At 34.3% G+C, this 14,403-nt stretch carries 14 protein-coding genes; 9 read left to right on the top strand and 5 right to left on the bottom strand.

All coding sequences use genetic code 11. The features are described 5' to 3' along the window. Positions 1–49 precede the first annotated feature (49 nt). The 4 genes from IM755_RS07970 to IM755_RS07955 all read right to left on the bottom strand — a co-directional run bounded on the left by IM755_RS07970 (position 50) and on the right by IM755_RS07955 (position 3,734). Positions 50–265, bottom strand: a complete 216-nt coding sequence (locus IM755_RS07970) for a DUF6814 family protein (protein WP_194095557.1) — start codon at positions 263–265, stop codon at positions 50–52. A gap of 12 nt (positions 266–277) precedes the next feature. After that, on the bottom strand, positions 278–1,819 hold the full coding sequence (locus IM755_RS07965) for an MFS transporter (RefSeq protein WP_194095555.1): 1,542 nt from the start codon (positions 1,817–1,819) through the stop codon (positions 278–280). A 20-nt stretch (positions 1,820–1,839) separates the two neighbouring features. Then, positions 1,840–3,216: a porin gene (locus tag IM755_RS07960; protein WP_194095553.1), complete on the bottom strand. Its 1,377-nt coding sequence runs from the start codon at positions 3,214–3,216 to the stop codon at positions 1,840–1,842. Positions 3,217–3,314: 98 nt separating this feature from the next. Next, positions 3,315–3,734 (bottom strand): IS1/IS1595 family N-terminal zinc-binding domain-containing protein, encoded by a 420-nt coding sequence (locus IM755_RS07955; protein ID WP_026725866.1) that lies wholly within the window; start codon positions 3,732–3,734, stop codon positions 3,315–3,317. A gap of 232 nt (positions 3,735–3,966) precedes the next feature. Here IM755_RS07955 and IM755_RS07950 point away from each other — a divergent pair, with 232 nt between their 5' ends. The 9 genes from IM755_RS07950 (at position 3,967) to IM755_RS07910 (ending at position 13,528) form a co-directional block, all read left to right on the top strand. Further along, positions 3,967–4,572, top strand: coding sequence for a flavin reductase family protein (locus IM755_RS07950; RefSeq protein WP_194095551.1), 606 nt, complete (start codon positions 3,967–3,969; stop codon positions 4,570–4,572). Between the two features lies 1 nt (position 4,573). Then, a complete protein-coding gene (locus IM755_RS07945) occupies positions 4,574–5,029 on the top strand; it encodes an SRPBCC domain-containing protein (protein WP_194095549.1) in 456 nt (151 codons plus the stop codon). 60 nt (positions 5,030–5,089) lie between these two features. Further along, entirely contained in the window at positions 5,090–7,429 is a 2,340-nt protein-coding gene (locus IM755_RS07940; RefSeq protein WP_194095547.1) for an oxidoreductase, read from the top strand. A gap of 9 nt (positions 7,430–7,438) precedes the next feature. Continuing rightward, positions 7,439–9,028, top strand: a complete 1,590-nt coding sequence (locus IM755_RS07935; protein WP_194095545.1) for an AMP-binding protein — start codon at positions 7,439–7,441, stop codon at positions 9,026–9,028. Between the two features lie 16 nt (positions 9,029–9,044). Next, complete coding sequence (locus tag IM755_RS07930; RefSeq protein WP_194095543.1) at positions 9,045–9,464, top strand: acyl-CoA thioesterase; 420 nt, start codon at positions 9,045–9,047, stop codon at positions 9,462–9,464. A 79-nt stretch (positions 9,465–9,543) separates the two neighbouring features. Continuing rightward, the gene (locus tag IM755_RS07925; protein ID WP_194095541.1) at positions 9,544–10,524 is read left to right on the top strand and encodes a carbon-nitrogen hydrolase family protein; all 981 of its coding nucleotides are present in this window, start codon (positions 9,544–9,546) and stop codon (positions 10,522–10,524) included. Between the two features lie 49 nt (positions 10,525–10,573). Next, a complete protein-coding gene (locus IM755_RS07920; RefSeq protein ID WP_194095539.1) occupies positions 10,574–11,686 on the top strand; it encodes a cupin domain-containing protein in 1,113 nt (370 codons plus the stop codon). A gap of 98 nt (positions 11,687–11,784) precedes the next feature. Beyond that, complete coding sequence (locus tag IM755_RS07915) at positions 11,785–12,693, top strand: fumarylacetoacetate hydrolase family protein (RefSeq protein WP_194095537.1); 909 nt, start codon at positions 11,785–11,787, stop codon at positions 12,691–12,693. Positions 12,694–12,781: 88 nt separating this feature from the next. After that, the gene (locus IM755_RS07910) at positions 12,782–13,528 is read left to right on the top strand and encodes a maleate cis-trans isomerase family protein (RefSeq protein ID WP_317172440.1); all 747 of its coding nucleotides are present in this window, start codon (positions 12,782–12,784) and stop codon (positions 13,526–13,528) included. Between the two features lie 224 nt (positions 13,529–13,752). Here the strand turns inward: IM755_RS07910 and IM755_RS07905 are convergent, their stop codons facing one another. Continuing rightward, positions 13,753–14,370: a matrixin family metalloprotease gene (locus IM755_RS07905; RefSeq protein WP_194095535.1), complete on the bottom strand. Its 618-nt coding sequence runs from the start codon at positions 14,368–14,370 to the stop codon at positions 13,753–13,755. Between the last annotated feature and the right edge of the window lie 33 nt (positions 14,371–14,403).

The following is a 14,403-nucleotide window of genomic DNA, read 5'->3' as shown; positions in this document are numbered from 1 at the left end:
AAGCCCTTATTTAAAATAAGAGCTTCTAAGTTAAGGATATTTTTTTTAATTAATCTTCATATTCGTCCGTGATTGCATACCAACCAAAAATAGTTAATCCGGTAACAACCATTGGTAAAAGTATAAAGAAAACAATAATTCCAAAAACTAAATCATCTTGTTTTCCTGAAGTTAACTTCCCTCCAAAAATTCCAATCGAAAAATAGGCTATTGCAACTGCAAGTGCTATCCATACGATTCCTAAATATTTTTTTACTGTGTTCATGATTATTATTTTTTAGTCGTGAAGTGTATTAATTTTTCTATCAATGTAAATCATTCCAATTACGAAACATATAGCTGCTATTCCAATTGGATACCAAAGTCCTTCTAAATAAAACTCTACATCTCCTGCCTCTTTAGAAGTAGTAACGAAATAGGTTGAAATAGCTGGAAGTAATCCACCAAATATACCATTTCCTACGTGATATGGCAAGGACATTGAGGTATATCTAATCTTAACAGGGAACATTTCTACAAGGAATGCAGCAATTGGACCATAAACCATTGTTACAAAAATCACCTGAATGAATACCATTAATACTAAGAACCAACGATCGCTATTGTTAATCATTTTGGTTACTTTGGTTTCTACTTTGTCTTTTCCTTTGTCATCCAGCATAACTTTTCCACTTTCAAAATGGATAGTTTTGATTTCTTCCACGGTTGTTCCATCGGTATAAGCTTTTGTTGTAGTATAGATAGAATCCATTTTTGTAGCATCAATTTCTTTTAAAGAAGGAACTACTTTAGTTTTCTCAACGATTTCAGTTTTTAAAGTCAAATCTGTTGAGGCATACATGGCTCTATAAATTGGGCGATACGCTAATATAGCAATCAACATACCACTCATCATAATCACTTTTCTTCCTACTTTATCACTCAACCATCCAAAGAATACGAAAAATGGTGTACCTAATAAAAGTGCAATTCCTAATAATGTATCTACTTGAGAAGAATCAATACTTTGAACTGTTTTCAAGAAGTTCATCGCATAAAATTGTCCCGTATACCAAACAACTCCTTGACCCATTGTTGCACCAAATAATGCTAAAAGAACAAATTTTAAATTGAATTTATTCCCAAAACTCTCTTTCAATGGATTTGTAGATGTTTTACCCTCAGATTTTGCTTTCGCGAAAGCTGGCGATTCGTGCATGTTTTTACGAATCAAGAACGAAACATAAACCATTAAAATTGAAACCCAAAACGGTACTCTCCAACCCCACTCATCAAACGCTTCTTTAGACATTAATCCTTTAGTAAGTAAGATTACCATTAAGGAAATAAACAAACCTACAGTCGCAGTAGTTTGAATCCAAGAAGTCCAATATCCTTTTTCGTTTTTTGGAGCGTGTTCGGCTACATAAGTTGCGGCTCCACCATATTCACCACCAAGAGCTAAACCTTGAAGTAAACGAAGAATTAAAACTATAACCGGTGCTGCATAACCAATGGTTTCAAAACTTGGAATACAACCAATTACAAAAGTAGCTCCTCCCATTAACATTAAAGTTACCATGAAAGTATACTTTCTTCCAATTAAATCTCCTAATCTTCCAAAGAAAAGGGCTCCAAACGGACGAACTACGAAACCTGCAGCAAATGTAGCTAATGTTGATAAAAATGCTGCTGTTGGATTGTCAGATGGGAAAAATTTAGTAGATAATACTACTGCTAAACTTCCAAAAATATAGAAGTCATACCATTCAATCATTGTTCCCATTGAGGAAGCTGAAATAACTTTCCAGATTCCTTTTGATGATTTGTTATCGCTCATAATTTAATTGTATTAGTTTGTTATAAATAGATTTGTAATTGTATGATGAATTCACCTTTGTATTTATCAATTTTGTCAACTGCTGTGTAAACTGGACGTGTTGAATATTGTGTAGTAATTTTGGCATGGTGACCATCTAAGAAAAAGTTCGCTCCTAAATCAAATTGACTACTTGCTTTTTCTAGTGCATCAAAGTTTTTATAAGTATACGCTCCAAATGGCTGAATTCTTACTTTTGGTTTTTCATTTTTATTTGGTAATAAAACACCCGCTTGTGTATACCAAATATTTCCTGTTCCTACCATTGGTTGCAAATTTCCTGCTCCCGCTAATGCTGTTGAACCTGTAAAAGTAGGATCCATAACCCCTTCATTCATAATTCCAAGGTTTCTTAAATAATTAGGTCCGAAATCATAATTATAGAAAACACTGTAAGCGGTAATTGCCATTTTTTTCTCTTTAGCACCAATTGGCATATCTAAGAAAACATCTCCAGCAAATAAACTAATAGCATGTTCTTTAATTACACCATTTACAGAAGTTTGGGTTCCTTTTGGTGCATTATAAAAACCAGCTCCAATGTTGAACATTTTTTTAGTTCCTAAATAAGTTCCCACTTTGTAAGGTAAAAAGTTAGCTTCTTTATCAAAGAATTGATATTCCACATAACCTGCTTTAGACCACTGTGTAGTATTGTTATTATCAACAGCTTTTGCAATACTCGCATCGGTAACATTTGTTGGTGTTTGATTTGTTGCAAAAGGTTTATTGATACTAAAACGATATTCGAATTTATTGTATTTACCTTTTGCAAAAATTCCAATTTGTCTAGCAAACTGATCTGAATTCTCAATCAAAGGCCAGTTGAAAATTGGTGCATCAATAGTTAAATAATTTAAAGTAGATGACATTGTCATACGAGATAATCCCATATAATAATGCAATCCAGCTCCTACTGACAAACTAAAGGGTTTTGATTCTTTAGGTAAAACTACAGCGTATTCATTCCATGCATCATGAAAGAATAAACCTGGTTTTTTTCCAGCGCCATAGCCACCAGTTCCAGCCGAACCTGAAGCACCACCATTAATAAAAGTTTGATTGTTTATCCCTATATGAGTCAAAATCATATAACGTGGAGAAATTTGTGCATAAGCTAATAATCGTAAACGACGTAAGCCTGCATCTTCATGACTAGAAACGGATTCGTCTCCAATCATTGAACCCGGATTCAAATCGGTTGAACGAAGCCAAACTTGATTCCATGCAATAAAGCGCATGTATTTGGTTCCTTCTGGATTTAAATTGAATTTTAAACCTCCACCGTAATCAGGCGAACCCTGAGCAGATACTAGCAGAGATAGCAATAATCCTGAAATAGTTAGTAATTTTTTCATAATTTAAGTTTTGGTTAGTTGTGCATTTCTGCATGACCAAATTCTAAAAATATGTCAATGAAAAAAATTACAATATATATTTTTGTTAAAGAGTATAGCTAATCTTTAAAACGCTCCCATTTTATAAGCATAAACTTATCTCCGAGTTCTGTAATAATCATCCCAGCACCCGACAATTGGTCTTTGTTTTGAAGGAATTCGACCAACTCATTATGCTTAAAAATCTTGTATGTAGGATGATAATTAGGATGTGGTGGTTTCTTTATTTTAAACTCTTTCACCCAATTACTAATAGATACGTGCGAAACACCAATAATACGCTCGATTTCTCTAAAACTTAAGCCTTCTAAATACAATTGCAAAGCCTTAGTTACATAGTAATCATCTATCTTTTTTCCTAATTTATTGACAGTGAAGTAATAATTGCACGATTTACATAAATAGCGCTGTCTATCTTTGATGATGCCACTTTTTACAATATTGTCACTTTGACATTTTGGACAGGATAAAATCTCCATATATATAATTTTTGCATAAATATACTAATTTTGCAAAATACACAAAAAATAATATCATAAAAATTTCAATTTATTTTTTTACTTATTGCAATTTTTAGGATTTAAAATTATGAATAGTATAATTTTAGCTTTAAATCACTACATTTTTAATTTTGATAAAATGAAAAAAAATCCATTTTTGTTATGAAAAAGTATAGTTATTTTATTTAATTTGTAGAAACAACACAAAACCATGCAATTCGACATACAAAACACCGAATCTTCCGCTTTATATAAGCTATTAACAGGGACAGTAATTCCTAGACCAATAGGTTGGATTTCAACAATTGACAATAACGGAATCAACAACCTTGCTCCTTTTTCTTTTTTTAACGTAGTAAGCGAAGATCCCCCACACGTAATGTTTTCCACCGTTCGAACAGGAAACAAAAACAAAGACACCTTAAACAATATATTAGACAACAAACAATTCGTAGTTAATTTAGTAACAGAAGAAGTTGTAGAACAAATGAACACCACTTCGCAGAGTGTAGAATCTGATATTGACGAATTTGAATTAGCAAACGTTACTCCTATTGATTCAACTTATATCAAACCAAAACGTGTCAAAGAAAGTCTAGTTCATTTTGAATGCGAAATGGTGTATCATTATTTTATAGAAAATCATCAAAATGGCGGCGCTTGTATTATCATTGGTAAAATTATTACCATGCATATAGACGATTCTATATTAATGGAAAATCACAGAATCAATTTAGACACATACAAACCTGTTGCCCGTTTAGCAGGTTCCAATTACAGTAAATTAGGAGAAATCTTCTCCATAAAAAGAGGCTAAAATGAGTTCCGAAAGATTAGAAATAAATTGTGCAATGCAAATTCAGAAACCAATTCATGAAGTTTTTGAAGCCATTGTTAATCCAAAAAAAATGTCCAATTATTTCATTGCAACTAGCACAGGAAAAATGGAAGAAAACAAAAATCTGATCTGGAAATTTCCTGAATTCGATTTCGAATGTCCTGTTAAAGTTGGAAAAGTAGAACACAATAAATACGTTTCTTTCTATTGGGAAAATTCAGGAGTTGATTTATTAGTAGAAATCACCCTTTCAGAAAAAGAAAACAATTCAACTTTAGTTACGATTACAGAGAAAAGCATGAAAAATAACGAAGCTGGTCTAAAATGGCTTTCCGGAAATTCCTTCGGTTGGTCAAATTTCCTAGCTTGTTTAAAAGCCTATTTGGAATACGGAATCAATTTACGTAAAGGCGCTTTTGATTTCATGAAACAATAAAATTTATTCAAAACAAAAAATTAATTATCAATTATCCATTGTTAATTATCAATTATAAACATGAAAATAACAGTTATAGGTGGTGGTCCAGGTGGACTTTACTTTTCGATATTAACCAAAAAAGCAATGCCACATTGCCAAATAGATATTTACGAACGTAACAAACCCGATGATAGTTTTGGCTTTGGTGTCGTATTTTCAGATGAAACTTTAGGCGAATTCCTAAAACGCGACATGCAATCATACGAACTCATTCGAAGCAAATTTGCCTATTGGGACGATATTATTGTCGCTCGTGATGGTGAATCGGTTAATATTGCTGGAAATGGATTTTGCGGTTGTTCTCGTAAAACTCTTTTACAATTATTACAACAACGCTGCATCGAAGAAGGTGTAAATTTACATTTCGAACAAAATGTAGATGATTTATCACAATTCGCAGATTCAGATATAATTTTAGCTTCTGATGGAATTTCAAGTGCTATTCGTACCCAATACCAAAAAGAATTCGGAACCAAAATCGAATTAAAGAAAAACCGATTCGTTTGGTTAGGTTCTACTAAACCATTAGATGCTTTTACTTATTTCTTCAGAAGTACGCCTCACGGAACCATTGTGGCTCACACCTATCAATACGAAGAAGGCATGAGTACTTGGATTTTTGAATGTTCAGATGAAACGTGGCAAAAACACGGTTTTGAAGTAACTAATGAAGCCGATACAATGGCTAAAATTGCAGAAATTTTCAAAGAAGAATTAGACGGACATCCATTGATTTCCAACAAATCACATTGGCGTCAATTTCCACATGTTACGAATGAAAAATGGTATCATAACAACATCGTTTTACTTGGAGATGCCAAAGCTACAGCTCACTACTCTATTGGTTCAGGAACTAAATTAGCTATGGATTGTGCTATCGGATTATCGGATGCAGTAATTGCAAATCCAAATAACGTACAAGCCGCTTTTGAGGAATACGATAAAACTAGAAGAAATACGGTAGAAATGATTCAGTATGCCGCCGTAGTTTCTTTAGATTGGTTTGAAAATATGGACCGTCACATGCAACATCCTTTCCAACAATTTGCGTTTGGATGTATGACACGTTCGAAAAAAGTAACGTATGAAAATTTACGTTTGAGAGATAAATCTTTTACAGATAAAGTTTTGAAAGAATTTTATCAAGAACAATTGACTTCGAGTGCCTCAGCCAACAGTTCAAATAAAAATGCGTTGCCTGAGGTTCTCGAAGGCAAAAGCGCTGCCTTCACTCCTTTCAAAATTAGACAACTAGAACTCCCAAACCGTATCGTTATGGCACCTATGGGACAATATTCCGCAACTGATGGCTTAGTTTCTGATTGGCATTTAGTGCATTACGGAAGTCGAGCTACAGGCGGTGTTGGGCTAATTATAACTGAAATGACAGCTATTTCTGAAACTGGAAGAATCACAGAAGGTTGTGCAGGAATTTACAATTTCGAACAATTGAACCAATGGAAAAAAATTACTGATTTTATTCATAACAATACTTCTACTAAAATAGGAATTCAATTAGGGCATTCGGGACGAAAAGGTGCTACGAAAAAACCTTGGGAAGGTAACGGACCATTGGAAACGCCTTGGAATTTAATTTCCGCTTCCCCTATTTCATTCAATGAAAATTTTGCGACTCCAAAAGAAATGACTTTGGAAGATATGGCGGAAATCAAATCGCAATTCGTACAAGCAGCTAAAAATGCAGACGAAGCTGGATTTGATATGATTGAATTACAAGCACATCACGGCTTTTTATTAGCTTCATTTTTATCTCCATTAACCAATATTCGTACGGATGAATTTGGTGGAAGTATCGAAAATCGCTTGAAATATCCAATAGAAGTATTTAAAGCCATTCGTGAAGTATTCCCAACTGAAAAACCAATTTCAGTACGAATTTCAGCTACGGATTGGGCAGAAAATGGAATTTCAGAACAAGAAGTAATTACAATCGCAACTGCTTTTAAATCTGCTGGAGCTGACATTATTAATGTTTCAACGGGAAATACTGTCGCAGGTCAAAAACCATTAACGGGTAGAATGTGGCAAACGCCTTTTTCTGATGCGGTTCGAAATACCGTTCATATTCCAACTATAACCGCCGGCTATATTCAAGATATCGACCAAATCAATACGATTCTTTTAAACGGAAGAGCGGATTTAGTAGCTTTAGGAAGACCTTTATTGTTAGATGCTAATTTCGTGAGAAATGCTCAAGCCTACGAACAATTTCAAGCGAATGATATTCCAAATCCATACAAAATGGGCATTTCGCATTTGTATCCGCTAAAAGCTACCGAAAGAAAACAAATGGAAGGCATGAAAAAAGCATTAAAACCTAAAAGTAATAAGAAGTAATTAGGAATTATGAAACATTACGAAGATAATTTCGCTCACAATAGCTTATCAGCTCTGGAATTACAACCAGAATACACCTTTTTGGATTTACCGCAATTCCAACAACCTGAAATGCAGAATTGCGTTGATAAACTATTGGATAGCCATATTCGTGAAGGACGTGGAAATAGTATTTGTATTCGTACGTTTGAAGAAACTTGGACGTATCAAGATTTATTTGAAAAAGCGAATCAAATTGCACATGTTTTAGTAGATGATTTGGAATTGAAATCAGGTAATCGTGTTTTAATTCGTTCGGCTAATAATCCAATGATGGTTGCATGTTGGTTTGCTATTTTAAAAGCGGGCGGAATTGTTGTTGCCACCATGCCATTGCTTCGTTCCAAAGAATTAACCACAATTATCGATTGTGCTGAAATCTCGCATGTATTATGTGATAAGGAATTGGAAGAAGAAATGCATTTGGTAAAGTCTGATTTTCTAAAACAAACGTGTTTTTATGGCAATTCACAATTGGAAGAATTAATGGCTTCTAAACCGAAAACTTTCGACAATTATCATTCAAAATCGGATTCGGTTGCTTTAATTGGCTTCACTTCTGGAACAACGGGCTTACCCAAAATGACGGCTCATTACCACAAAGATATTTTGAATATTTGCGAAGCATTTCCACAATATTCGCTCCAACCCACACCAAATGATATTTTTACAGGAAGTCCACCATTAGGATTTACCTTTGGTTTAGGCGGATTGGTGTTGTTTCCAATGTATTTCGGAGCTTCTTCATTTTTAATCGAAAAACCGAGTCCCGATTTATTATTGAAAGCAATTCAAGATTTTAAAATTACGATTTGCTTCACCGCTCCTACTGCTTGGCGTATCATCACTACAAAAGTTCAGGATTACGATATTTCAAGTTTGAGAAAATGTGTTTCTGCTGGCGAAACCTTGCCTTTGAAAGTTTGGCAAGATTGGTACGATGCTACAGGTTTAAAAATTATTGACGGAATCGGTGCTACTGAAATGTTACATATTTTTATTTCATCCAATGAAGAAAATATGAAACCTAGCGCTACAGGTAAAGCGATTACAGGTTACGAAGCCAAAATCATTGACAAACAAGGTAACGAATTACCAAGAAACGAAGCAGGAAGATTAGCGGTTCGAGGAATTACAGGTTGTAAATATCTAAATCGAGAAGAAAAACAACGCGAATATGTTGAAAACGGTTGGAACATCACAGGCGATATTTTTCGTCAAGATGAAGAAGGCTATTTTCATTTTGTGGCTCGTGGCGATGATATGATAATTTCTTCGGGATATAATATTGCGGCAATTGAAGTAGAATCCGTACTTTTAACGCACGAAGATATTTTGGAATGTGCCGTTGTAGGTTTACCAGATGAAGAACGAGGAATGTTAGTTTGTGCGCATATTGTATTACACGATAACGCTAAAGCAACGGATGTAATGAAGAATCGTATTCAACACTGGTTCAAAGAAGTAGCTGCTCCTTATAAATACCCAAGAGTCATTAATTTCGTGGAATATTTGCCGAAAACGGAGACTGGGAAAATACAAAGATTTAAATTGAAATAATATCAAGACATATATAATGAGTGAATTCATAAAACAAGAAAAAGTACGTTTTCAACATGTTGATTATGCTGGAATTGTCTTCTATCCCCGATTTTTGGAAATGCTAAATTGTTTAGTAGAAGATTGGTTTGAAGAAGCCTTAGATCGTCCTTTTTCAAAAATGCACGAAACAAATGGCATTCCAACAGTTGATTTAAAAATTCAATTCAAAAATGCTGCTAGATTAGGTGAAATCTTAACTAAAAAGCTTTGGGTAAAAGAATTAAAAAACTCATCCATACTTTGTGGATTTCAGTTTGTAAATGAATCAGAAAACACCGTTTTAGAAGGCGAAGTTACATTGGTAAACGTAGCGTTCAATCCAGAAAGAAATGGCATTAAAGCCGAACCTTTCACAGAAGAAATGAAGAATAAAATAAAGCAATACGAATTATAAAACTAGGAACACAGATTAGAGAAATTATTTAAATTTTAAAAATTTCTACAATCTGTGTTCCAAAAAAAACAATTCACAAATGGAATTCAAAAAATTCAAAGCCGCAACCGTTCAGACGTCACCTGTATTTCTAAATGTAGAAAAAACAGTGGATAAAGCTATTTCATTCATTAAAGAAGCTAGTAATAACGGAGCTAAATTAATCGCTTTTCCGGAGGTTTTTATCGCTGGATATCCCTATTGGAATTGGATTATGACACCTGTTCAAGGTAGTAAATGGTATGAAGAATTATATAAAAATTCGGTTGACGTTGCAGGTCCAGAAATCAAAAAACTTTGTTTAGCTGCGAAAGACAACGACATTCATATCGTAATAGGAATCAACGAGCGAGGTAAAAGTTATGGCGAAATTTACAATACCAATTTAATCATTGATAACAAAAGCGTAATTATTGGAAAACACAGAAAGTTAGTCCCAACATGGGCCGAAAAACTAACCTGGTCTTCTGGCGATGGTTCTTCTTTAAAAGTCTACAATACAGAAATTGGTCCAATCGGAACACTTGCTTGTGGTGAAAACACGAATACATTAGCGCGTTTTACGCTACTTTCTCAAGGTGAATTAATTCATATTGCGAATTACATTTCACTTCCAGTAGCGCCACCTGATTACGATATGGCAGAAGCAATTAAAATTCGTGCCGCTGCACATTCGTTTGAAGGAAAATTATTTACAATTGTTTCTTGTTCGACTGTTTCGCAAGAAATAAAAGACGCTTTACGAGCTGATGTCCCGAATGTAGATGAATTATTGGATAGAAAAAGTTCTGCTTTCTCTGGATTTATTGGTCCCAATGGAGCTGTTATTGGGCAACCATTAATCGATGAAGAAGGAATGGTATATGCCGAAATTGATTTAGCAAAATGTATTCAACCAAAGCAAATGCACGATATTTTAGGACATTACAATCGATTTGATATTTTCGATTTACGAGTAAACACTGCGCCTACAAGAAAAATTACGTTTATTGATAATCACGAGGAGTTTAATAAAAGATAAATAATTGGTGACTGAGGCTCTCGAAGTCATCAATTTAAAACATAAGATTATGGAAGAAAATAACTATTCAGACGACGTTTACGGAAGAGCTCGAGTTCAAGACTCTCCCGAATTAATAGCGTACTATAAAGAATTAGAAACGCTTGGTGCTGGTGCATTGTGGACAGTTGCCAATGACATAGAACCTTGGGAACCACGATCTTCCTCTGTTCCAATGTTATGGAAATATGACGATTTACGTGATTTAGTACTAAAATCATCCGAATTAGTAACTCCTGAACAAGCTGGAAGACGTGTTGTTTATTTGGTAAATGATAAACGAAAAGACGTTTCTGCTGCTGTGGGTTGGTTATATACTGGAATTCAAGTTACACGTCCTGGAGAAAGTACTTCGGCGCATCGTCATCGTGCTTCTGCCCTACGTTTTATTATGGAAGGCGAAAAAGGATATACGGTTGTAGATGGGAATAAAATCATGTTAGAGGTGAATGATTTTGTCATTACACCAAATTCTACTTGGCACGAACATGGTGTTGAAGAAGGCGGAAAAACGTGTATTTGGCAAGATGGTTTAGATATTCCATTAGTTAATGCTTTAGAAGCGAATGATTATGCGGTTTATGATGGCAAGCAAGAATTGGTAAAACCATTAAACTTCTCGCCTATTACTTATGGTTGTGCAGGATTGATTCCAGCAGATAAAACTTGGGATAAACCGTATTCTCCTCTATTCAAATATTCTTGGAAAAACGTATATCCAGCCTTATTAGAAGCTCAAAAAGTGAATGAAATCAATCCGTTTGATGGAATTTTTATGCAATATTCAAATCCATTAACTGGTGGACACGTAATGCAAACTATGGGAGCAGCGATGCAATTATTACCCGCGGGATTCAAAGGAAAAGCCCACAAGCATACAGGTTCATTTGTGTACCAATGCGCCAAAGGAAAAGGTTACACCATAATCAACGGAAAACGTTTCGATTGGAAAGAACGCGATATTTTCTGTGTTCCGAGTTGGGCTTGGCACGAACATCACAATCTTTCCGAAACAGAAGATGCTTGCTTATTCAATTTTAATGATTTACCGGTGATTGAAAGTTTAGGATTATTCCAAGGAAGAGAATTAACAGAAAACAAAGGACACCAAGAAATTCAATAACAATATCAATCCCGAAATTTCGGGACAAAAATCAATAACAATTAAAACTTTGCGAACTTTGCGTAAAACTTAGCGCTCTTTGCGTTTAAATAAAGAATATGAAACTACTTACATACAAAACACAAGACACCGAGCCACGTTTAGGCTTCATTCATAACAACCAAGTAATCGATATGCAAGATTTTGGAGATGTTTCCAATTTCCCGTTACCCAATGATATGTTGGAATTAATCGATATGGGATTTGAAATTATTCCAGAAATCACAGAAATGATTGCCGAAACACCTGAGAATTTTTTCGAAGAAATCGCTTATGAAATGGATGAATTAACGATTTTGGCTCCTATCGAAAAACCAAGAAAAAACATCATTGGAATTGGTTTGAATTACACCGAACATGTAGCGGAAAGTGCTCGTACATTAGATACAACTGGAAAGCTTCCTAGCAAACCAATTATCTTTTCAAAGCCACCAACAACGGTAACAGCAACAAATACTGAAATCATTAAAAACACGAAGCTAACTTCGCAATTGGATTGGGAATGTGAATTAGCAGTAATTATCTCAAAGAAAGGTAAATACGTTCCTAAATCTGAAGCATTAGATTATGTGTTTGGATATACGGTTATTAACGATATTTCAGCACGTGATTGTCGTAGAGAAGGACAATGGATTGTTTCCAAAGGACAAGATACTTTTGCACCAATGGGACCAGTTATCGTTACTAAAGACGAAATCGAAAATCCACACAACTTGAATTTATCGTTGAAAGTAAATGGTGTTGAAAAACAAAATTCAAATACCAAATTCATGCTTTTTAACATCAACGATTTGATTGAAGATTTAAGTACCGTTTTCACTTTAGAAGCAGGCGACATCATCGCAACAGGAACCCCAGCAGGCGTTGGCGCAGGTCGCAATCCACAAGAATGGATGTATGATGGAGATGTTGTGGAAGCTACTGTGGAAGGAATTGGTACAATAGTTAACACAGTTAAAGAAATATAATTATAAGAAACACGGATTAGAAAAATCTAAGAAATTTTTAAAATTATTTGAATTTTTTCAATCTGTGTTCCAAAAAGACACACTACAAATGAAATACAGAATAGGCCAAATAGTTCCATCCTCAAACGTAACGATGGAAACCGAAATACCAGCAATCTTCCGTTCTAGAGAAACTATTTTACCAGAACGCTTTACTTTTCACAGCAGTAGAATGCGCATGAAAAAAGTAACGAAAGAAGAATTGGAAGCTATGGATAAAATGAGCTTAAAATGTGCTCAAGAATTGTCTGATGCACATGTAGACGTAATGGGTTATGCGTGTTTGGTAGCCATTATGAGCATGGGACGTGGTTATCATTGCGTTTCGGAAGTAAATTTACATCAAGAAACGGTGGCGAATGACTTCCCTACTCCTATTGTAACTTCGGCTGGTGCTTTGATTAATGGTTTGAAAGTTTTAGGTGCGAAACAAATTTCTATTATTACGCCTTACATGCGTCCTTTAACAGATAAAGTGGTAGATTATATCGAACATCAAGGCATAAAAGTAAAAGAAAGCATTGCACTGGAAATTCCCGATAATTTAGAAGTAGCGGCTCAAAACCCGATGAATTTATTGGAAATCTACAAACAATTAGATTTAACTAATGTCGACGTTTTAGTAGCTTCCGCTTGTGTACAAATGCCATCGTTAGAAGCTATCGATTTGATTCAAGCTGAATGTGGCATTCCGGTAACTTCTGCAGCTGTTTGTACTACGTATGAAATGATGAAAAAATTAGGAATCGAAGCAAAATCAGCTATTGGTGGTGAATTATTGAGTGGAAAATATTAATAAATTGATATGAGTTTACTTTCATTAATAACAATTATACCTTTACTTTTTTATTTGGTTGATGGTTATTATGAAAAAAACTTAAAAAAGGGTCTTTTACACGTCGTAGGGTTTTTAGTCATAGGATTGGTTTCAATTTTATTACTAAAAACTTTTTCGATGAAATTCGCATTTTCAATCCCAATTATTATTCTAATATTTATTTTGATTAATAATAAAAAGAACTAATTCAATTGCGCTTTACATTTCCCACACAACTCCAATTTCGCATTATCAATAGTTTTAACGCTTTCCACAGCATCTGTCATAACGCAAGTTTTATCAGGACAATGAGGTAATCCTAAATTATGTCCAAATTCATGAACCGCAACTTTTTTAAATCGAGTAAAATGTGTTTTTGGATTGGGATGTTGAATGCGAAAAGTAGAAACAATACAACTATTTCCAGGACAATAGGCCAAACCCATAATTCCCCAATCGGCATATTTGTAGGTTGGAGTTTTTACTTTTCCCCATTTATTTTTTTTGGTAACCGAAATATCTTTAGAAGTTAATCCCAATACAAAATCTAAAGAATCTACTTTATTCTTTTTCTGCAAATTAATCATTTTATCTGCGCGATATCTTGGAGTCTTAACTTCGATAAAAGCTTCTTTATACAATTCTTTTGCTGGAAGTATAACAGTTTTAATCTGATAAAAATCAGCAATTGTTTTAGCTATAGTATCCGTTTTATCTTCTGGAAATATACCATAAGGCTGAATACCAACGGTTAACTTTTGGGTTTCATTGGATTGGCAACTAAAAAATAGAATCGCAAGAATAATTATAAACTTTTTCATACTTTTATGAAACGAGAAAATAACTGAAAAAGT

The organism is Flavobacterium proteolyticum, assembly GCF_015223105.1.
Lineage (GTDB): Bacteria > Bacteroidota > Bacteroidia > Flavobacteriales > Flavobacteriaceae > Flavobacterium > Flavobacterium proteolyticum.
The sequence above is the reverse complement of the archived record's forward strand: the minus strand, read 5'-3'. Positions and strand labels throughout refer to the sequence as shown.